The 21530-nt window shown below is 58.6% G+C and carries 18 protein-coding genes and 1 pseudogene; 15 read left to right on the top strand and 4 right to left on the bottom strand.

Going from position 1 to position 21530, the window contains the following annotated elements; genetic code table 11:
• Positions 1-71: 71 nt before the first annotated feature.
• The 10 genes and pseudogenes from I2G43_RS08635 to I2G43_RS08680 form a co-directional block, all read left to right on the top strand.
• Positions 72-1475: pseudogene (locus I2G43_RS08635) on the top strand (YfcC family protein); the annotation flags it as partial.
• Between the two features lie 9 nt (positions 1476-1484).
• A complete protein-coding gene (locus I2G43_RS08640; protein WP_195535835.1) occupies positions 1485-3068 on the top strand; it encodes an amidohydrolase in 1584 nt (527 codons plus the stop codon).
• Position 3069: 1 nt separating this feature from the next.
• The gene (locus I2G43_RS08645) at positions 3070-3921 is read left to right on the top strand and encodes a sugar phosphate isomerase/epimerase family protein (protein WP_195535836.1); all 852 of its coding nucleotides are present in this window, start codon (positions 3070-3072) and stop codon (positions 3919-3921) included.
• Positions 3922-3983: 62 nt separating this feature from the next.
• Positions 3984-4952, top strand: coding sequence for an SIS domain-containing protein (locus tag I2G43_RS08650; protein WP_022094440.1), 969 nt, complete (start codon positions 3984-3986; stop codon positions 4950-4952).
• Between the two features lie 14 nt (positions 4953-4966).
• Complete coding sequence (locus I2G43_RS08655) at positions 4967-5830, top strand: PfkB family carbohydrate kinase (protein ID WP_035138847.1); 864 nt, start codon at positions 4967-4969, stop codon at positions 5828-5830.
• 121 nt (positions 5831-5951) lie between these two features.
• Positions 5952-6752 carry a fructoselysine 6-kinase gene (gene frlD / locus I2G43_RS08660; RefSeq protein ID WP_195535837.1) on the top strand — a complete coding sequence of 267 codons (801 nt, stop codon included), beginning with the start codon at positions 5952-5954 and terminating at the stop codon, positions 6750-6752.
• Positions 6753-6779: 27 nt separating this feature from the next.
• Complete coding sequence (locus I2G43_RS08665; RefSeq protein ID WP_229071731.1) at positions 6780-7640, top strand: amidohydrolase family protein; 861 nt, start codon at positions 6780-6782, stop codon at positions 7638-7640.
• A 2-nt stretch (positions 7641-7642) separates the two neighbouring features.
• Entirely contained in the window at positions 7643-8071 is a 429-nt protein-coding gene (locus tag I2G43_RS08670) for a secondary thiamine-phosphate synthase enzyme YjbQ (RefSeq protein ID WP_195535839.1), read from the top strand.
• A 33-nt stretch (positions 8072-8104) separates the two neighbouring features.
• Positions 8105-8914 carry a BtpA/SgcQ family protein gene (locus I2G43_RS08675; RefSeq protein ID WP_229071733.1) on the top strand — a complete coding sequence of 270 codons (810 nt, stop codon included), beginning with the start codon at positions 8105-8107 and terminating at the stop codon, positions 8912-8914.
• A 6-nt stretch (positions 8915-8920) separates the two neighbouring features.
• Complete coding sequence (locus I2G43_RS08680) at positions 8921-10438, top strand: FGGY-family carbohydrate kinase (RefSeq protein ID WP_195535841.1); 1518 nt, start codon at positions 8921-8923, stop codon at positions 10436-10438.
• Positions 10439-10517: 79 nt separating this feature from the next.
• Here the strand turns inward: I2G43_RS08680 and I2G43_RS08685 are convergent, their stop codons facing one another.
• Both I2G43_RS08685 and I2G43_RS08690 read right to left on the bottom strand, forming a co-directional pair.
• Positions 10518-11300, bottom strand: a complete 783-nt coding sequence (locus I2G43_RS08685) for a TatD family hydrolase (RefSeq protein ID WP_195535842.1) — start codon at positions 11298-11300, stop codon at positions 10518-10520.
• A 14-nt stretch (positions 11301-11314) separates the two neighbouring features.
• Positions 11315-12106, bottom strand: a complete 792-nt coding sequence (locus I2G43_RS08690; protein ID WP_195535843.1) for a ThiF family adenylyltransferase — start codon at positions 12104-12106, stop codon at positions 11315-11317.
• Between the two features lie 461 nt (positions 12107-12567).
• Between I2G43_RS08690 and I2G43_RS08695 the strand changes: the two genes are divergently transcribed.
• From I2G43_RS08695 to ettA, 3 genes are all read left to right on the top strand, one after another.
• Complete coding sequence (locus I2G43_RS08695) at positions 12568-12846, top strand: autorepressor SdpR family transcription factor (protein ID WP_022094448.1); 279 nt, start codon at positions 12568-12570, stop codon at positions 12844-12846.
• Positions 12839-13543: an SdpI family protein gene (locus I2G43_RS08700; protein WP_117655297.1), complete on the top strand. Its 705-nt coding sequence runs from the start codon at positions 12839-12841 to the stop codon at positions 13541-13543. Before I2G43_RS08695 ends, I2G43_RS08700 begins: the two co-directional genes overlap by 8 nt.
• A 184-nt stretch (positions 13544-13727) precedes the next feature.
• Positions 13728-15407, top strand: a complete 1680-nt coding sequence (ettA, locus tag I2G43_RS08705) for an energy-dependent translational throttle protein EttA (protein WP_055251458.1) — start codon at positions 13728-13730, stop codon at positions 15405-15407.
• Between the two features lie 103 nt (positions 15408-15510).
• On the opposite strand, the gene I2G43_RS08710 is transcribed toward ettA, so the two are convergent.
• A complete protein-coding gene (locus tag I2G43_RS08710; RefSeq protein WP_195535844.1) occupies positions 15511-16824 on the bottom strand; it encodes a hypothetical protein in 1314 nt (437 codons plus the stop codon).
• Between the two features lie 139 nt (positions 16825-16963).
• On the bottom strand, positions 16964-17914 hold the full coding sequence (locus tag I2G43_RS08715; RefSeq protein WP_195535845.1) for a hypothetical protein: 951 nt from the start codon (positions 17912-17914) through the stop codon (positions 16964-16966).
• Positions 17915-18117: 203 nt separating this feature from the next.
• On the opposite strand from I2G43_RS08715, the gene I2G43_RS08720 reads away from it, so the two are divergent.
• Both I2G43_RS08720 and I2G43_RS08725 read left to right on the top strand, forming a co-directional pair.
• Entirely contained in the window at positions 18118-20097 is a 1980-nt protein-coding gene (locus I2G43_RS08720; protein ID WP_229071735.1) for an NAD(+) synthase, read from the top strand.
• Between the two features lie 138 nt (positions 20098-20235).
• Positions 20236-21399, top strand: a complete 1164-nt coding sequence (locus I2G43_RS08725; protein WP_195535847.1) for a pyridoxal phosphate-dependent aminotransferase — start codon at positions 20236-20238, stop codon at positions 21397-21399.
• Positions 21400-21530 lie beyond the last annotated feature (131 nt).

The following is a 21530-nucleotide window of genomic DNA, read 5'->3' on the forward strand; positions in this document are numbered from 1 at the left end:
CTGCGGGAACGGCCTATCCGCTCAATGTGTTCGGCTGAGATCGGAAATCAACCTTCAAATTACCGCATGTCTATACGATCATGTTCTTGCTGATCGTTGTCTTTGCGGTCCTGACTTGGATCGTTCCCTCTGGTCAGTATCAGCGCAAGACGATTTCGACAGCGGCGGGCGAGCGTGAAGTCGCCGTTGCTGGAACCTATGAACAGGTCGATAAGAACTACACCGATTCCGAGACCGGCGAGACCATCAATCTGGGTCAGGATATCTTCGCGGTCCTGCAAGCGCCCACTAAGGGCATCCAAGAGGCTGCCGACGTCGTTGCGTTCGTCTTATTGATTGGCGGATCGTTCGCAATCATCACCAAGACCAACGCTTTGAATGCCGGCATGAGCCGTGTGATTAAAAAGCTCAAGAACAAGGACATCCTCATCATTCCCATCACGATGACGTTGCTGTCCATTTGCGGCACTACGTTTGGTATGTCTGAGGAAGCCCTGCCGTTCTATGCCATCTTCATTCCCATCATGATGGGTATCGGTTATGACTCGATGACGGCATTCATCATCTGCTTCCTTGGTCCTAACCTGGGATATTGTGCTTCGACCATCGACCCGTTTAACGTCTTGATCGCACAGGGCATTATCGGCATCGAGGGCAATCCGCAACTGTGGCTGCGCGCCGTTTCTTGGGTCATCTTCACTGCCGTCGGTATCGCATGGGCCATGCGCTACGCCATGCGCGTCAAGAAAAACCCCGAGTCGTCCATTACGTACGAGGACGATAAGCTCAAGCGTATCGAGTTTTCCGTGACCGATGCCTCCATCGAGGAAGAGTTCACTATCCGTCAGAAGCTCGTGCTTATCGATTTTGCTTGCGGTATGGGCATTATCGTCTGGGGTCTTGTTACCCAGGGTTGGTACATGAATGAGATTTCCGCCGTGTTCCTTGGCATGGGCTTGCTTGCCGGTATCCTGGGCGGTCTTGACCAGCAGACGATTGCTGAGGAGTTCGTTAAAGGTCTCGCCGACTTTGCGTACGCCGCCATCGTTATTGGTATCGCTCGCGGTATTCTGGTCATCGCCGAGGGCGGCATGATCATCGACACCATTCTCCAGGCGCTCGCTACTGCGCTCGCCGGTGCACCCGCCGCCGTCTACACCACGTTTATGTATATCGTCCTTGGCCTGCTCTCTTTGCTGGTTCCCTCGAGTTCTGGCCTGGCGGCGCTCACCATGCCTGTTATGGGCCCCCTGACCGAGCTTATGGGCCTCAATCCCGAGGCAGCCGTTACCGCGCTCCAGTTTGCTAATCAGACCATCAACACCATCAGTCCCGTGGCGGGCATGACGGTCGCCGGCCTTGCCGTGGCAAAGATCTCGTTTGGCCAATGGTGGAAGACCATTTGGAAGTTCTTCATTTTCATGGTCGTCTTTGGCCTGATCGTAACGGCAATCTCTGGCATGCTTCCGGTGTAGGTGGTTGTGATGTCTGATCGTTTGACGGTCCTGACGTCTAAGAGCGTCTTTACCGGTACGGGGGACCTGCCGTTTGAAGGTTTCGTAGCGGTCCGTGGCAATCGAATTGAGGCTGTTGGCACCAAGTGTGAGGTAGCTTCGTATTTGACCCAAGCGGACGAGGTAGTTGACCTGGGCGACCGCACCGTCATGCCTGGCCTGATCGATGTGCATACCTTCTATACGGGCTGGGCGCTGCGGACGTTGGGGTCTGATCTGTCCGGCGTCGCCGATGCCAAAGAGGCCGTGTCGCTCTTGCGTGCATGGAAAGAAGATCATCCGGATTGCGCGGCGGCTTTTGGCCACAACCTACCCGAAACGCTGGCATCGGATGCCGAGAACGCAAATACGGCGGCTGTGTTTGACGATTGTTTTGGCGATATCCCTGTCGTCTGCTTTACACCGGGTGCGGAGACCTGCGTTCTCAATGCTGCCGCCAGTGCGCGATACGGCTTTACACCGCAGGCGTGCTATGCCGAGAAGATCTGGCGCATGATGAGCGATTTCCTCGCGCTGCCCGAGGTACGTGCGGGGTATTCGGACTACATGAGCATGCTTAACGAGCGCGGCGTTACCGCCATCAAGGAGATGGCGTTTGATGACTACTACGGCTTTGCCGACGAAATGGCTCGCCGTGAGGAATCTGGTGAGCTGACGGTTCGCGTCTCTATGATGTCGCAGCCGGTGGGCGCTGGTGCAAATCTGGCATATGCCCGCGAGGCACGAGAGCGCTTCCGGGGACCGTTCGTTCGTTTTTCTGGCTTCAACCGTATGACCGATCGCGGCGTATGGGCGGGGCTTGCCGAGATGATTGACCCCTATGAGGACACGGCCGATGCGGGAGCCGCCGGCAAGACGGTCGTCGAGGAGCCCGAGTGGGATCTGATTGAGAACGAGCTACGTGCAATTGATGCTGACGGCTTCCGATATTCCTTGCATTGCCAGGGAGATGGCGCCGTTCGTCGCACCGTGGCGCTCTATGCCTCGCTGCCTCGAGACGAACATGGACGGATGCTTCGCCGCCATGCGATTACCGATCTCGAGAACTCTGACCCGACCGATCTTATCGAGTTTGGCAAGTTAGGTGGAATTTGCGAGGTCTATCCGCAGATTCTGACGCTGGACCGGCGCGAGGATTGCCTATCGATGATGCGTCGACAAATTGGCGAGACGCGACTTTTACACAGCTGGAATCGCCGCGGCATGGAAGATTCCGGATGCACGGTGTGCTGTGGTACGGATTTGCCGCTGCTGATTCCGAGCCTGGGCGAGTCAATCTACAGCGCGTGCGGCGGATACTTCGACGATGGACTGCCCGTGAATGAGGCCAACGTGCTGACGCTTGTCGAGCTCTTGCGCGCTTGGACTGCCGGGGGCGCGTACGATCTGATGCGCGAAGACGAGCTGGGTACGCTTGAGGTTGGCAAGCTTGCCGATATCTGCGTGCTCGATCGGGATGTGTTCGACCTCGATTATCGCGACGCACGCGATCTTGCGGTTGATATGACGATGTCGGACGGACAAATCGTGTTCGATCGAAATAAGGAGGCATAAGGTGTCTGAATCCAAACCGACGCTGCGCCGCGAACAGATTGCGGGCATGAATATCCACTACATCATGTGGTCGCTCGATTACTTCCTTGACGCGCAGCAGCGTTTGGGCTTTGAGTCCATTGAGCTGTGGTGTGCGGAGCCGCATGTGACGCTCGACCACACGGGCTACTTTGAGGCTGAGGTCCTGGCGAAAAAGGCTGCAGACCGTGGGCTTAGGTATCGTACTCTGTGCCCCGAGAATGTTGTCTATCCTTGGCAATACTGCGCACGCAAGCCGCTGCATGAACAGCGCAGCCTGGCGTACTTTAAGCACGGCATTGAGCTTGCTGAGGTACTTGGGTGCGACCGTATGTCCGTCAACTCGGGCTGGGGCGACTGGGACGAGGATCGCGAGGAAGCCTGGAAGCGCAGCCGCGAGCACTTGTCCATTCTGGCGGAGTATGCCGGCGAGCACGGTCTGGTGCTTACGATGGAAAGCCTGCGTCCCGAGGAGAGCAACCTTGTGACGACGGTTTCCGATGCGAAGCGCATGATTGACGAGGTCGCGAGCCCGTACTTACAGCCCATGGTTGATACAACCGCGATGGGCGTTGCAGGCGAGACGCTCGAGGACTGGTTTGCCGCCTTTGGTGATGGGGCAATTCACGAGATGCACTTTATCGACGGTGACCCGTATGGCCATCTGGTGTGGGGCGATGGCAAGCACGATATGGACGCCTTCGTCGCCACGCTCAACGCCCATGGTTTTGACGGCATGCTGGGCCAGGAAATCACGGACGGTCGTTACTACGATGACCCGGCGGCGGCAGATGCCAAGAACATGGCCGCATTCGAGAAATATCTGATTGACTAAAACAACTATCGGCCACGCAGCCAATCTCATTGATTGCGGACCAAACAAGAAAGGAACTGGATATGAACGCACACGATCTGATCAAAGAGGCAATTGCCGAGAAGGGCAAGTTCGACAGCGTCTACTGGATTGCTTGCGGTGGCTCCATGATCGATTTGATCCCGGCTCATGAGCTTCTGCAGCGCGAGGCAACCACCTTCACTTCGTATATCTATACCGCGCGTGAATTCGACATTATGCGTCCGCGTCGTCTGGGCGAGAAGTCCCTGGTCATCGCTTGTAGCCACAGTGGCAACACCCCCGAGGTCGTCGAGGGCTGCGAGATTGCCCTTGCTGCCGGCGCTACGGTGATCGCCCAGACCGACAATGCTGGATCTAAGATCGACTCCGGCAAGTGGACCACGTGGGTCTACCCGTGGGGCGAGGGTGTGCCGCAGGCCGAGGTCCCCGCTGGTATTTCGCTGTCGCTTGCGGCAGAGCTGCTCGATCAGCAGGAGGGCTACGCCGATCTTGCCGATATGTATGCCGGTATCGCCGAGATGGATAAGATTCTTCCCCCGGCACGCGAGAAGGTAAATGCCGAGCTGGGCGATCGCTTTGCCAAGCTTTGCCAGGAGCACGAGTTCTTCTATATTCTGGGCAGCGGTCCCAACTTTAGCCAGACCTACGGTTTCGCTATCTGCTCTCTTATGGAGATGCAGTGGCAGCACTGCAGCTACATCCACTCTGCCGAGTACTTCCATGGCCCCTTCGAGGCTACTCAGGATGGCGTTTTTTACTTCCTGCAGATGGGCTCCAGCGAGTGCCGTGCTATGGACGAGCGCGCCCTGGCGTTCCTTAAGACGCATACCGATACGCTGATGGTGCTCGATGCCAAGGAGTACGGTATGGAAGCCGTGCCGGCGAGCGTCCGTGCCTATCTGGACCCGGTGCTGTTCTATGCCATGAACTGCGAGCTGCGTGCTGCACGCGGCAAGGTGTTTGATCACGATCCCGATTTCCGTCGCTATATGGGTGTTGTCGAGTACTAGAAGGGACAAAGGCCATGGCATTTAACGTTAACGCGCTCGGATTTGGCGACAACGTCGTCGATCGCTACGAGCATATCCATACCATGTATCCTGGCGGCAATGCGGTGAACTTCGCCGTTTATGCCAAGAAATGCGGTGCCGCACGCTCCGCATACATGGGCATTTTTGGCAATGACGCCGCTGCCGAGCATGTCATTGCAAGCCTCGAGGATGAGGGTATCGAGCTTGACAAGTGCGAGCAGATGATTGGCGAGAACGGAGCGGCTCGCGTCACCGTCGTTGACGGTGACCGTGTCTTCCTTGGCTCCAACGAGGGCGGTATCCGTGGCGATGCGCGCTATGTCCTCGATCGCTTTGACCTTTCGTACATGAAGCAGTTCGATGTGGTTCATTCGGGCAACTATTGCTTTACCGAGCGCGAGCTGCCCAAGCTGAAGGCTGCGGGCGTCACGGTCTCTTTTGACTTTTCGGACGACTCCACCGACGAGTACTACGAGCAGATTGCGCCCTACGTCGATTTCGCTTTCTTTAGTGCGGCGGATGCCGCGAGTGAGGACGAGATTCGCGAGCGTCTGGCATGGGTGAAGGGCTTGGGTCCGCGTTTTGTGTCGGCTACGGCGGGCGCCGAGGGCTGCATTGCTTACGACGGCGAGCGTTATTACCGCCAGCTGGCTAAACCGGTAACGGACATGAAGGACACCATGGGGGCGGGCGACTCGTTCCTCACCTCGTTTTTGATGTGCTATCTCGATTCCGCCAAGCGTGGTGAAGATGGCGCCGAGGCCATCGAGCGTGCGCTCGACTTTGCTGCCGGGTTTGCCTCGACCGTGTGCGGCATGGAAGGTTCTTGGGGCCACGGAGCACCAATCGTCGAATAGCTTAAGAAAGCGTACGGCGGTCTGGCTATGAGGCTTTGGACGGCCGATGCAAAACAATAAGCGAAACGCGAAAAGGGGGCTCGCCATGTGGTGGGTCCCCTTTTGAACATTGGAGAAGACCATGGGTATTAAAGCGTGCGCGGCTGGTTTTTGCTGTGCGGACGTCTATCAAAACATCGGCGTGTTCTATCCGACTGGTAATGGCATTGACTGGGGTATCCATCTTGCACGAATGGGAGTTTCGGTATCCGCCGTGTCGGTTGTCGGCAAGGACGAGTACGGAGACAAGATGAGAGAGGCGCTGGCCGCTGAGGGGTTCGATATCTCACATCTGCGGGTGGAGGATGGCGACACCTCGGTGATGCTCATGGCATTGAAAGACGGCGTCGATCGCGTGCATCTCGAGGCAATCGATGGTGTTATGGAGACATATCGACCGAATGAAGATGACCGGGCGTTTATCCTAGAGCATGACATCATTCATACCGACCTGTTTGGCAATTGTTTGGACCTCCTGCCCGAATGGCATGATGCGGGCAAGACGGTGGTTATGGACTTCTCGGTGTTCAGCCAGGATCCCGAATATGCCTGCGAGGCTCATTTTCCTTACGTAGACTATGCGTTTATGTCGTTTGAAGAGGACACTCCGGAGCTGCGTGATTGGGTACGTCACGTACAGAAGTTGGGGCCGCGGGTGGCAGTTGCCACGCTTGGCGAGAAGGGAAGCATTGCCTTTGACGGCGAACGCTTCTATGAGTGCGGGATCGTACCGGCAGAGAAGGTCGTTAACACCGTGGGCGCCGGTGACTCGTATATCGCCGGGTTTACCAAGGGCGTGATTGATGGCCTTGATATTCCGGCGTGTATGAAGGCGGGCGCCGAGCTTTCGTCCCGCGTCATCGGCTCTTTTGAGCCGTACTAGGGTCAAATGCTTGGAAAGGAGTGCGAAATGGTTATCGACATGTTGGTCCAGCCCATGCTCTACGGCGAGATCTATACGCCGGGTGATGAGCCTGATGGATTCGGTTTTTGGTCACGAGAATTTGGTATGGGGCATATGGGCCCCATGGATTGGGATGAGCTTCAAGTCGAGATGGACGTCTGCGATGTGCAGAAGAGCGTGCTCATGCCGCTCGATGTAACCACGGCATGCGGAGGGCATTTTGGCACCAATGACCAGATTGCCATGCTGGTTGCCGCGCATCCCGATCGTCTGTGGGGATTTGCGAGCGTAGATCCGCAGGTGAGCGGTGCCGCAGACGAATTGGGGCGCGCCTTTACCGAGTTGGGGGCAAAGGGGCTTTGCCTGCATCCGGCAAAGCAGGGTTTTGCTCCCGATGATGCCGTGGCCGAGCCGCTTTACGAGCTGTGCGAGCGCTATAACAAGCCGGTGGTTTTCCATGCCGGTATGTCTTGGGAGCCGGGCGCAGAGCTCTCGCGCAGTAATCCGCTTGAATTTGAGCACACAATCGCAACGCATCCAAATGTGCGTTTTAGTTTGACCCACTTTGGCTGGCCCTGGGTGCGCGAGACCGTGGCGATGCTGCTCAAGTATCCCAACTGCTACACGGACACCTCTATCACTTACATCGATTCGCCCGAGGAGATGATGCAGCGTCTTTTCACGGTCGATATGGGGCCGCTGTGGTATGAGCGCGCGCTATCGCATCAAGTGATGTTCGCCAGCAATACGCCGCGCTTCCGTGCGTTCAAACTCAAACGGGCGCTCGATACCGTGTCCATGCGCGATGATGCGCGAGAAAGGCTCTACTGGGGTAATGCCCTGCGTTTTCTTGAAGGGGATGAGTGAACATGGTGGCGCTCGAGACATTGAGCTATCTATCGACTGCTCCGGACCAGTTCATCGATATTACCGAAGACGTGCACGCTGCCATTGAACGCAGCTCGGTGACGAATGGCTTGGCAGCGATTATTTTGTCGCATACGACCTGTGGAATCGTGGTAAACGAGGGGCTGCCCTGCGTGGAGACGGATCTTATGGAGACGCTTGATCGCATCGCCCCGCTAGATGCCCCCTATGCGCATGCACACTTCCTGCCGAGCTATGGAGCCACCGGCAACAACTCCTGTGGGCATATCAAGAGCATGATTTGTGGAAACAGCTGCTTCTTTCCCGTCCAAGATGGCCACATCGTGTGTGGAGGTGCCCAGAACATCTATCTTGCGGAGTTTGACGGTCCGCAGAAGCGAAAAGTGTACGTCGAGGTGCTGGGGGAGTAACGTCCCCGCGATAACCCTATGAAGGAGCACTTCATGTCGTTTCTAACTTCGATGTTCAAGACCGAAAAGCCGGTTATCGGAATGCTGCACCTGCGTCCTCTGCCGGGTGATCCACTGTATTACCCGGGCGGAAGCGTGTCGCAGGTCGTGGAAGCCGCCAAGCGCGATCTCGAAGCGTTGCAACGGGGCGGTGTCGATGGCATTTTGATTACCAATGAGCTCTCGATGCCCTATGAGCAGCACGTTTCTCCCTCAACCCTTGCATCGATGGGCTATGTAATCGGGGCTCTGTCCCATGATTTGTCGACCCCTTGGGGAGCTGAAGCTATTTACGATGGTGATGCCACAATCGAGCTGTGCGCTGCCGTCGATGCGCAGTTCACGCGCTGCAATTTTTGCGGTGTCTGGGCCGGTGATCTCGGGCTGATTAACCGAGATTTCGCTCACACCATGCGTCGCAAGACGGCGCTGCGCCTGGACGACCTCAAGCTTTTTCACTTCATCACGAGCGAGGGGGAGGTTTATCTCAACGACCGCACGACTGCGGACATTGCCGATTCACTTCTCTTTAATTGCCTTCCAGATGCGATGGTCATCGGCGGTTCGGCTGCCGGTCGTGGTGCTTCGGGCGAGCTTGCCGATGAGGTCCGCGAGCGTGTTGGCGAAGTGCCTGTGGTATGTGGCACCGGTTGTCGCGAAAATACCGTGGCTGACGTATTTGCTCACTACGATGGCGCGTTTGTCGGCACCTGCTTAAAGCGCGACGGAAAGCTGGATGCCCCGGTTGATGTTGAGCGGGTAGTTCGTTTTATGGCTGCCGCTCGTACGGCGCGAGGGGAGTAGGCACCTATGGCGTTCTATCTGGGTATTGATATTGGGACAAGCGCCTCTAAAGGCGTTTTAATCGATAATCGATGCAACATCGTTTGCCAGGCCTCTTGTGGACACGAGACGGACAACCCGCGTGATGGATGGTACCAGCATGATGCGGAGGCAGTTTGGTGGGGAGATTTTTGCCGCTTGTCGCGCGAGCTGGTGGTGCGATCGGGGGTTAATGCGGCGCAGATTGGATGCGTGGGCCTTTCCGCATTGGGTTGCGACTGCGTACCGGTCGATACCGAGTGCAACGCGCTGGCGCCCGCGATCTTATATGGAGTCGATGCACGTTCGAAGCCGCAGATTGATGAGCTTCTTTCCGAATATGGGCCAGATCGCGCACGCGAGCTTTTCGGGCACGATCCCTGTTCGTCAGATATTGCTCCAAAGATCTTGTGGTTTAAGGAGAATATGCCCGAGGTGCACGAACGTGCCGCGAAGTTCCTGACGGCATCATCGTTTCTGTGCGCGAAGTTGACGGGGCGTTTTACGGTGGACCGTTATTTGGCGGAGGATTTTCTTCCCCTATACGATCGCTACACTTGGAAGGTTGATGCTCGGGAATGTGATCGTTTCTGCCGGCCTGACCAGATGGCGGAGGTAATGTCGGCTACCGATATTGCCGGGGTGATTACGCAGCGTGCGGCTGAGGCGACGGGGCTCGTGGCAGGGACACCTGTCTTGGTGGGAACGGGCGACTCTGGTGCCGAGGCCATTTCGACGGGTGTATTCCGTCCCGGCGATATGATGGTTCAGTTGGGGAGCACGGCGTATTTCATCTACTTAGCTGATCATATGGTCGATGATGCTCGCCTGTGGCCAGGGACGTTTATCATTCCCGGAACTTACGGGATCTGCGCGGGGACCAATACAGCGGGTGCACTCACATCGTGGCTGCGCCAAGAGCTGTATCGCGACGCCGTAGAGGCCGAGGGCCACGGTGGCCCCGATGCATATTCGGTTATGGCGCATGATGCCGCCGATGTGGCGCCGGGTGCCGATGGGCTCCTGTGTCTGCCGTACTTTGCGGGGGAGCGTACTCCGCTCAACGATTCCGAGGCGCGTGGCGTCTTCTTTGGCCTGACCGGAAGGCATACGCGAGCCCATATGGTTCGCGCCGCCTTGGAAGGCGTCGCGTATACCGTTGCATCCCATGTCGACATTATCGAGCGAGAGCATGGACTGCCAATTGGGCGCATTATGCTTGTCGGAGGTGGAACCAAGAATCCAATTTGGATGCAAGCTATCGCCGACGTATGCGGGCGCGAGGTCTCGGTTGCCAAGGTTACGGTGGGCGCATGCTTCGGTGATGCCATTATGGCAGCTCTCGCAGGTGGCGCCTATGCATCATGGGATGAACTCGCCCGAGTCCTTGGCGTTGCGCAAACAATCGTGCCCGATATGACTGCCCACGAGCTATATGCGTCGCGCCGTCATATCTTTGACGAATTGTATACACGCAACCGTGGTCTCATGCACGAATTGGTGTAATGCCGCCGAACTGTACCGCCTTCCAATAGGGACTGCGTTGTGCGATTCGCATGTCCCTTGGCATTTTTGCCCACAGGGGTTAGCGAAGGTCAAAAACAGAGCGCGCATTTGCTAAAACTGCCGATTCGATGCGCTTTATGTCACATTTTTTGAGCGAGGCGATGCGTTCTGAGGTCCTTGTGAGCGATCTGATGAGCGATTGCGCGCTTGTTTCTGTGTTTGGCTCGGCCGGCGCATCGGTCTCGAGCAGTAGACGGTCGAGTGGAATCTGTCGTGCGTATTCGCGTCCTCGTTTAGATGCGAGCATCCGCTCGTTCACGGAAAAATAGCAGCCTGCGTTTCGCGCGCGGACGAACTCGTTCGAGGTACCGCTAAACCAGTGGAAGATGATGGCGGGGGAGTCGGGGCTTGGGGCGAGCAATTCATGTGACCCGAGGACGTCCAGCACGGTTCCTGTCGAACGAACGACGTGAATTGATATCACGCGCCCGGCAAGAGGGTGCTGCACGAGTGTATCGCAGAGCCGGTCAAATGCCTGTACTTGTAGCGGCTCGCTTCCGGCAAAACGAGCGGAAAAGTCGAGCCCGACCTCGCCGATCAAGCGTTCTTGTGCAGCGACTTCGCAAAGCAGATTGATTTCAGCGTTGTCACATCGTCCGTCGGCGAGCCACCAGGGATGGAGGCCGATGCCGGCAAAGATATTTGAACGGCCGCAGGCGCGCTTCTTGGCGCGTGCAAAGTCGTGCGGATCGACGCCGCAGTCAAATAGAATCAGGCCCAGCGCCATTGCCTCATCGGCAACGGCGTCCGGGTGAGCCATTAAATCAAGATGGCAGTGTGCATCAAATAACCGGGGCTCCATCTCGGCGCGCTCCGCTAGTCTAGGCGCTGGCCATCGGAGCGCACGTGCTCGGTGCCGCGCCCACTGATCTGGCGGATAACCTCGCCGGCGATCATCTGGCCCATGATGGGCGGCATAAAGCTGGCGGTTCCCAGCTCGGTGCGCTCGTGGATGTTGGAAGGGTCGCGGGGCTGCGTCTTAACCGATTCCTCGCAGCTAAACAGTACATGTAGGCTCTTGATTCCGCGCTTCTTACATTCTTTGCGCATAATGCGGCTCATGGGGTCACGTACCGTATCGAAGATGTCGGCAAAGCGGAGGCACTCGGGATGGAGCTTGTTGGCCCCGCCCATGGAGCTAACCAAACGAATGCCGTGGTCCTGAGCATATTTGGCAATGGTAAGCTTTGCCGAAATGGTGTCGATGGCGTCGACGACGTAGTCGAGCTTGCCGCCCGTCTGCTCAAAAACGCTCGTAAAGAACTCGTCGATATTGTCGCTCAGCAGATATTCAGTTCGCTTGATGACGGTGGTGGCGGGATTGATGTCGTGGATCATGGCTTCCATAACATCGACCTTGCGCTTGCCGACGGTGCTGTGAAAGGCGATGGCCTGGCGATTGATATTGCTGGGCGCGATGATGTCCTTGTCCAGAATTACAAAATGACCAATGCCGCCGCGGGCGAGTGCCTCGCAGCAGTTGGAGCCCACACCTCCGCAGCCGAGTACCAGCACCGTGGCATCGGCGAGCTTGTCGAGTGCCTCGCGGCCCATGATGATCTCGAGCTTGGTATCGCGCGTCTCGACGAGTGCAGCAGTTTCGGCCATAGATATCCTCCGATGGGGAAGCGATTCATGTTTTAACTATCGCCATTATAGGTATTATCGCGATTCCATTTGAGCCCTCGGCGTTTGTTGAAATGAGGCAGGGATTCGCATAAGATGAAGCAGATGGCACCCGTTGCAGCGGGTTGGCCAACTCCCAAACACGTTTGTAGCGTGAGAAGTGGCCGTCTTCGCATTACGCGGGGGCGGCTATTTCATTCGACCTCCAATGTGGATGCCGAGCTCCACAGCCGCGATTACAAGCAACAACAACGTCAGGACATCGTTAATACTCATAGTCCATCTCCTTCTTGGGAAGAGGGAGCTGGCCCATCTGCTTCTGGACCCATTGTATCTAAAAACGAACGAATGTTCTATACATAACATTGCTATTAGATAATTAGACAAACATCTAAATATCGAGTATAGTGTGCACGTCGCGAGAGATAGCGAGAGGAGGTTCTATGCCGGGAGAAGGTTTTAAGGCGCTGGCGGATCCAACGCGGCGGCGCATTTTAGAACTGCTGCGCGAGGGCAATTGCACGGCGGGGGAGCTCGCCGAGCATTTCGACATAAGCAAACCGTCGCTCAGCCATCATCTGGCAACGCTTAAAAACGCCGGGCTGGTGACCGATGAGCGCCATGGCCAAAACATCGTTTACAGCTTAAATACCACCGTCATGCAGGACTTGATTGGCTGGTTTATGGGCTTTACAAACACTGAAGGTGATAAGGATGAATAACGAAAACAAGGGCATTCACGCCACGGGGGTATCGTCGCGCGTGTGGATTGCACTGGTCGCTCTGTGCGTTGCCAATGTCGCGGCGCATCTGATAGTGATGCCGAGCCTGCCGGCGCAGATTCCCACGCACTGGGGCGCGAATGGCGCCGTCGACGGTTGGGGCCCTAGCTGGATGGCCTCCGCGCTCGGCGTGTTGCCTCTGGCACTTCTCGCGATGTTCTACGTCGTACCACGCATTGACCCCAAGGGCGAGGCGTATCGGACCTCGGGTAAGTTCTATCAGGGCTTCGTAATCGCCTTCACGCTGCTCATGTGTGCCATAAGCTGGCTGGGGGAGCTAACGGTGTGGGGCATCGTGCCGGTGGTAGGAACGGTCAATTTGCTGGTATCAGGCGCTATCGGCTTGCTCTTTATTGGTATGGGCAACTACTTACCGCGCGTAAAGCAGAACTACACGCTCGGTATCAAGACGCCCTGGGCGCTTGCCGATCCCGAGAACTGGCGCCGTACGCAGCGTTTTGGCGGTGCCTGCTTTATGGTGCTGGGCGTTGGCCTGATTGTGATGGGCGTGGCGGGTAGCGTGCTTTCGAGTGAAGTCGTCGCCGCGGTGATTGCGGTTCTGGCGTTTGGTTCAGCTGGAGCTGCCTACGTCTATTCGTATCTGCTGTGGCGCAAATCGCAGCGAGCCGCTCGTTAAGGTTGCGGAAAACTAGCGTACGCAGTTCATAGTATGTTCCGGGGGATTATTCCCAGGTAGTATTAGGGGGTGTGGGCAACCATGCCCCTTTTTCGTTTAGTTTCAGAGCTGGTTTCCTCATTTCGTTTCCACTAAAGCGAATCAAGAATAGGGAAACAGAAGGTAGAAAGGATAAAACAGGCAAATGGCGGAGTTTATCTACCAGATGTATCAGGCTCGTAAGGCCCATGGCGACAAGGTAATCCTTGACGACGTGACCCTGAGCTTCTACCCCGGTGCCAAGATCGGCGTCGTGGGCCCCAACGGCATGGGTAAGTCGACCCTGCTCAAGATCATGGCCGGTATCGAGGAAGTCTCCAACGGCGATGCCAGGCTTACCCCCGGCTACACCGTGGGCATCCTGCAGCAGGAGCCGCCGCTCGATGACGACAAGACCGTCATCGAGAACGTGCGCATGGCGTTTGGCGATATGATTGCCAAGGTCGATCGCTTCAACAAGATCGGCGAGGAGATGTGCGACCCGGATTGCGATATGGACGCCCTCATGGCCGAGATGGGCAAGCTCCAGGACGAGATCGACGCCGCCGACGGCTGGGATATCGATTCCAAGCTCGGTCAGGCCATGGACGCCCTGCAGCTGCCCGATTCCGACATGCCGGTCAACGTGCTTTCCGGCGGCGAGCGCCGTCGCGTGGCCCTGTGCAAGCTGCTGCTCGAGGCTCCCGACCTGCTGCTGCTCGACGAGCCCACGAACCACCTGGACGCCGAATCGATCCTGTGGCTCGAGCACTTCCTGCACAACTATCAGGGCGCGGTGCTTGCCGTCACGCATGATCGCTACTTCCTGGATAACGTTGCCGAGTGGATCTGCGAGGTCGACCGCGGCCACCTTTATCCCTACAAGGGCAACTACTCCACGTATCTGGAGACCAAGGCCGCCCGTATCGAGGCTCAGGGCAACCGCGACGCCAAGCTCGCCAAGCGCATGGAGGCCGAGCTCGAGTGGGTACGCAGCTCGCCCAAGGCTCGCCAGGCCAAGAACAAGGCCCGTCTGGCTCGCTACGAGGAGATGGAGGCCGAGGCCCGCGCCAGCCAGAAACTCGACTGGACCGACATCCGCATCCCTGTGGGCCCGCGTCTGGGCAACAAGGTGCTCGAGGCCCATCATCTGCACAAGGAGTTCGATGGCCGCGTGCTCATCGATGACCTTTCGTTCACCCTGCCGCGCAACGGCATCGTGGGCGTTATCGGCCCCAACGGTGTCGGTAAGACCACGCTGTTCAAGACGATTGTGGGCCTGGAGCCGCTGACTTCGGGCGAGCTCGAGGTGGGCGAGACCGTCAAGATTTCTTACGTCGACCAGAACCGTTCCGGCATCGACCCCGATAAGAACCTGTGGGAGGTCGTCTCGGACGGCCTGGACCACATGATGGTCGGCGAGACCGAGGTTCCGAGCCGCGCGTACGTGGCGAGCTTTGGCTTTAAGGGCCAGGACCAGCAGAAGCGCGCTGGCGTGCTCTCCGGTGGCGAGCGCAACCGTCTGAACTTGGCGCTTACGCTCAAGCAGGGCGGCAACCTGCTGCTCCTCGACGAGCCCACGAACGACCTCGACGTCGAGACGCTGTCCTCGCTCGAGGCGGCGCTGCTCGAGTTCCCGGGCTGCTCGGTGGTCATTAGCCACGACCGTATGTTCTTGGACCGCGTCGCCACGCACATCCTGGCGTGGGAAGGCACCGACGAGAACCCGGGCAACTGGTATTGGTTTGAGGGCAACTTTGAGGCCTATCAGGCCAACCGTATCGAGCGCCTGGGCGAGGACGCAGCCCAGCCGCATCGTATCCACAGGAAACTTACCAGGGACTAGTTTGATGTGGCAAAGGGACAGCCCCTTTGTCACACGAACTTATGCTCAACCTGGGAAAATAAAAAAATGCGGCGAACGTTTTTGTGACGTTCGCCGCATTTTGCTATTCGTTGGATTCTTCAACCTTGTCGACGGTCCAGGTGGCTCCGAGGCCTCCGGTGGTGTTGCGGCGGATGCGCACGGTGACTTCGTGGCGCTCGCCGGCCTGCGTGTAGCGCAGGGGGAAGATTGCGCGGTTTCGCGCGGCCTCGATGGTGCCGCGTTCGCGGGCGATCCAGTAGTACTCGCCGACGATGCCGAGCGTGTCGGCGCCGTAGGGGAGATAGGTCGACAGCTGGTGTAGCAACGGGCCGGGGCAGAAGACCTCGGTTGCGAAATCGACGGGGAAGTCCTCGGGGATGGTCGGTGCTGTGGGTGCGGGGGCCGGTGCTGCTGCGGGTACCGAAGCCGGTACCGGTGCGGGAATTTGGTCATAGACAGGTGCGGATGCGGACTCGATGACGGGTGCAGACTCGGGCGCCGGTTCTGGCTTAACTGCGGAATCTGTCGGTTCCACGGAGACGGATGTGTCTTCAGTCTCGGTTTTGGCGTCGGCTTGCGGGGCGTCCTCTGCCTCGACAGACGGCTTTGCCTCGATCGGTGTGGAGGCCATGGTGGTGATGCCGGCGTTGGCGTTCTCGGGGTCATAGACGACCGTGAGCGAGATGGCGGGCAGCGGCGTCTCGGGCTCCGGTGCCGATTCGGTAGCGCCTTGATCGGCGGGCTCGTCGGACTGATCGTCCTCGGCCTCGTTGCCAAAGACATCGCTGTTTTGGAACGCAGGCGTCTCGGGTTGGTTGGCGGCTTCTTCGGTTGTCGACTTGGGGGTCTCGTTGAGCTCCGCAGCGGCTTCCTGCTTTGACATGGCTTTGGGATCGGTCGTGGCGGCGATTTCGGTTTCGGCTTCTGCTGCTACCTCAATAGCGACTTCGATCTCTGTCTCGGGCTCGGGCTCGGGCTCCGGAGCGACTTCGGCCACGGACTCGGGCTCGGGAAGCTTAACGTGCTTGGGACGCACGGCCTTCAGGTCCTTCTCGCCGCGCTTTTTCTTTTTGTAGGACTGCTTGGCGCCCTTGGTGGCCTTGGGCTTGTCCTCGCCCTTGGCAAGTGCGGCATCCCATGCCTCGTTGGCGATGACCGTGGCATACAGGCGACCGCCCTTAAAGACAGTCAGCTTAATGCAGTCGTCGAGTTCCTCGAGCAACTCGCGCGTGGACTCGAAGCCCAGGTCATAAGCGGCCATGTCGCCGGCGGCGAGCGCCTCCTCGACCTGCGTCATAAACGTTTGCTTACCGCACCCAATCGCGTCGCGCAGCAGGCGATACAGATAGATGTGGTTGCCCAGCGATAGCGTGGGCTTAACTATTGTCTTGCTCATGGCAAATCTCCTCTTTACACACCAAAGCATCTTACCATCGCACAGGGCTTGCCATCTCGTCGCCCAAGGCAAACGGGCGCGAACCGCTATCGATTCGCGCCCGTTGTACAGGTCGGTTATCTATGAGAGGCAAATGTGCCTAGTTGCCCGATGTCGTGCCTTGGCTTGAACTGTCAGATGTCGTGCCCGATGTGGTGCCACTCGAATTGCTGTTGCTGCTGTTTGCTGTGCCCGTTCCCGACGTGGTGTCGCTCGTCTGGTCGCCCGTGCTCGGTTGAGAGCCGTCAGTCGTTTGGCTTGAGTCGGTCGTGCCGGACGGCGAGCTACTGTTGGCCGTAGAGGAATCGGTGCCCTGCGATTGGTTTTGGGTGTTCGAGGACGAATTGGCAGAGGCAGAGCTGTCTTGCGTGTCGTCCGTCTGTGCCTGCTGATCCTGCGACTGGGTGTTGCCATTTGCATCGCTCTCGGTCGTGCGCGACGACAGGATTGGCTCGGGACGCTCGCCCAGACCCTCACCGGCAGTGGTGATAAGGATGGCACCGGCGCAGGCGATGACCGCGACGATGGCGATGGCGATCGAGAAGATGATGACCTTCTTTTGCGTCTGGCTGCGCTCTGCCGCCGCCTTGGCGCGCAGGCTGTTGGGGGCGACGCGCGCCGTGGTCGCGCGCCCCGCAATCTGGCGCATCTCCTGCGTGGTCGCGGCGCCACCCAGGCGCTCCTCGACATTGGGCTCAACGGGCTCGTAGACGCCGGCAGGGTAGTCGACAGCGGCATGCGTGCCCTTGATTGCTTCGGCGCTGGCGGAGATAAAGTGGCGATAGACCTGCGAGGACACAACAGTGATGACTGAGCTCACAGCGGCACCAATCACCGAGCCGGCAATGCCGATCTTTGAAGCAAGCGCGACGCTCGTGGCGGCAGCTGCGGCGCCGGCGATGATTTGGGGAATGGAAATGTCGTCGAACAGGCCCTTTTTGGGCGCGATGGCCATGGTTTGTCCGATGGAATGGTTCTCGTGCACGCCGTTGTTGAGCGCGGCCGGTGTCATGACGCGCGTGCGCGGCGCGTCGGTGTACTTGGTTGTCATACGGGGTCCTCCCGGTGTAAATCTGCTTCGTTTCGTTTAGCCATCAGGGTACCCACCAGATGTGAATCGTACATGACATTTAACAGATACCATCAACTCATCAATAGCTCACCAAGTTGGTGGGATGCGGTTACACCCGGCGGTTGAACTACAATAGGGCTTGCTAATTGTTGTGAATGGCGTCTACGCACGGGAGCATTCTTATGAATCTTCACCTTTCTCAGTCTGATGGCTTTTTGCGTGTGGCGGCGGCGTCGCCGCAGATTCGCGTTGCCGATGTCGAGGGCAATGCCGAGGTTGCGCTGGCGGCTGTTCGCGATGCTGCCGAGCGCGGCGTTCGTGCGTTGGTATTGCCCGAGCTTAATCTGACTGGCTATACCGCAGCCGATCTGTTCCATAACCGTACATTGCTGCATGCCTGCGAGGCTGCTCTGGTGCATATCCTCGATGAAACCCGCGAGCTGCCGATTGTCTTTACCGTCGGCCTTCCCGTTGCGGTGGCCGAAAACATCTACAACTGCGCGGCCGTGTGCTGTGCGGGCGAGCTTTTGGGCCTTACGGCTAAGAAGTATCTGCCCAACTATGGCGAGTTCTACGAGCGCCGCTGGTTTGCCCCGGCGCCTGCCGATCCCGTGTGGGTTGAATTTGCCGGTCAGGGTCCGGTGCCGCTTGGCTCGGGGCTTGTCTACCGCTGCTGTGATGAGGGCGCCGAGGACCTGGTGCTGGGCGTTGAGGTCTGTGAGGACCTGTGGGTGCCGGCGCCCCCTTCGACCGAGATGGCGCTTGCCGGTGCGACGGTGATTCTCAACCCGTCGGCCTCGGACGAGATTATCGGTAAGGCAGATTACCGCCGCAGCCTTATCTCTAACCAAAGCGCGCGCCTGTACTGCGCCTATGCCTACGCGGACGCGAGTGAGGGCGAGTCCACGACTGACATGGTCTTTGCGGGGGAGAACCTCGTCTACGAAAACGGCTCCAAGCTCGCCGCGACCAAACTGCTTACCTGCGATACGGCCGTCGCCGACGTTGACCTTGACCGCCTGGTTGCCGAGCGCCGTCGCTCGACGACGTGGACCCGCGCGGACGATGCGCCGGAGGCCACGACCGTTGAGTTCTCTTTTGAGGGCACGCTCTCCGAGGCTCCCGTCCTGCGCAACGCCTGCGGCATCGACCGTGTCTTCCCCCGCGCGCCCTTTGTGCCGGCCGACCACGGTGATCTGGCCGAGCGCTGCGAGACCATTCTCGACCTGCAGACCGCCGGCCTCAAGACCCGCCTGGCCCATACAGGCACCAAGGCTGCAGCCATCGGTCTTTCGGGCGGCCTGGACTCCACGCTGGCACTGCTTGTGACCGTGCGCGCCTTCGATGCACTGGGGCTGCCGCGCACCGGTATCACGGCCGTGTCCATGCCCGGCTTTGGCACGACGCATCGCACCAAGTCGAATGCCGAGTCGCTCGCTCGCGACCTTGGCGTGAGCTTCCGCGAGGTTTCGATCCACGCGGCCGTGGAGCAGCACTTCAAGGACATTGAGCACGATCCGGCCGTGCAGGACGTGACCTACGAGAACAGCCAGGCCCGCGAGCGCACGCAGATTCTGATGGATCTGGCCAACCAGGCTGGCGGTTTTGTCATCGGCACGGGCGACCTGTCGGAGCTGGCGCTCGGTTGGGCTACCTATAACGGCGACCACATGAGCATGTACGCCGTCAACGCGAGCGTGCCCAAGACGCTTGTGCGCCATCTGGTGCGCTATGCGGCCGATGTCTTTGGCGGGCATATTGCCGAGGTCTTGCTCGACATCCTCGACACGCCGGTGTCGCCCGAGCTTCTGCCGCCGACGGGCGATGGCGAGATCGCTCAGAAAACCGAGGATCTGGTGGGCCCGTACGAGCTGCACGACTATTTCCTCTATTACCTGCTGCGCTTTGGCTTTGAGCCGGGCAAGATCTACCGCATGGCGCTTAAGAGCTTTGAGGGCGTCTACGACGAGACCACCATCCACACGTGGCTGCGCACGTTCTATCGTCGCTTCTTCGCTCAGCAGTTTAAGCGCAGCTGTCTACCCGACGGTCCCAAGGTGGGCTCGGTCACGCTCAGCCCGCGCGGCGATTGGCGCATGCCGAGCGATGCCAGCTCGCGTCTGTGGCTCGCGCAGATTGACGCGCTGCGCCCAGTCGACTAGCACCGCGCTCCGATTGGCTCAGGTTGGCTAAATTGAACCAAAACAGGGGATGCAAGCGTTACACTTTTGCAATCTGATGGCCCGTGTCGCGCGGCGCTCTTGTCGGAGCGCCGCGTTTTTGTATCGAAAGGTGGCACCATGCAGGCATCGCAGCGTCTCGACCGCTTTGGCGCGGAGGTCTTCGCCTCGCTCAACAACAAGCTTCTTGCGCTTAAGGCCCAGGGCAAGACCATTTACAACATGAGCGTGGGCACGCCCGACTTTAAGCCATACGATCACGTGGTCGAGGCGTTGACCCAGGCTGCGCAGGATCCGGAGATGTGGAAGTATGCTTTGCGCGATCTGCCCGAGCTCAAGCAGGCTGTGTGCGATTATTACGAGCGCCGTTTTGGGGTTTCGGGCATTACGCCGTCCATGGTGCAGTCGTGCAACGGCACGCAGGAGGGCGTGGGCCACTTGGGCCTGGCGCTGCTCGACCCGGGCGACACCATCCTGGTGCCCGATCCGTGCTACCCGGTCTTTGAGGCAGGCGCCAAGATCGCCGACGCCAAGCTCGAGTACTACCCGCTGGTCGCCGAGCACAACTACCTGCCCTATGTGGCAGGCATCGACCCCGAGGTCGCCGACCGCGCCAAGTACATGATCGTGTCGCTGCCCGCCAACCCGGTGGGCTCGGTGGGCATGCCCGAGGTCTACGAGGAGATCATCGCCTTCGCCCGCGAGCACGACCTGTTGATCGTCCACGACAACGCCTACTCGGACATCGTGTTCGACGGCGAGCCGGGCGGCAGCTTCCTGCAGTATCCTGGCGCGCTCGAGGTGGGCGTGGAGTTCTTCTCGCTCTCCAAGTCGTTTAACGTCACCGGCGCCCGCATCGGCTTTTTGGTCGGTCGCGAGGACGTGGTATCGGCCTTCGCCAAGCTGCGCAGCCAGATCGACTTTGGCATGTTCTTCCCGATCCAGAAGGCTGCCATCGCCTGCCTCAACGGCCCGCGCGATGAGGTCGAGGCGCAGCGCCTGAAGTACCAGGAGCGCCGCGATGCCCTGTGCGACGGTCTTGAGGATCTGGGCTGGGAGCGCCCCAACGCGCATGGTTCCATGTTCGTGTGGGCCAAGCTCCCCGGTGGTCGTACCGACTCGATGGCGTTTTGCGAGGAGCTCATGGAGAAGGCGGGTGTCGTCGTGACGCCGGGCGCGAGCTTTGGCCCTTCGGGCGAGGGGCACGTGCGCATGGCGCTGGTGCTTCCGCCCGATCAGATCGCTCTGGCTGTCGAGGCTATTCGCGAAGCGGGTCTGTATTAGGGATTCGTTTCCATGAGTCAATAGCTCGAAACCGATTTCGTGCAGTTATTATACGAATTCTGCAAACAATTTCGGTAAACGGTCGATATTTGGCTGTAATAGGAGCATAATCAAAGTCCCGATTGGATGTA

It is taken from the genome of Collinsella aerofaciens (genome assembly GCF_015557435.1).
Classification (GTDB): domain Bacteria; phylum Actinomycetota; class Coriobacteriia; order Coriobacteriales; family Coriobacteriaceae; genus Collinsella; species Collinsella aerofaciens_Z.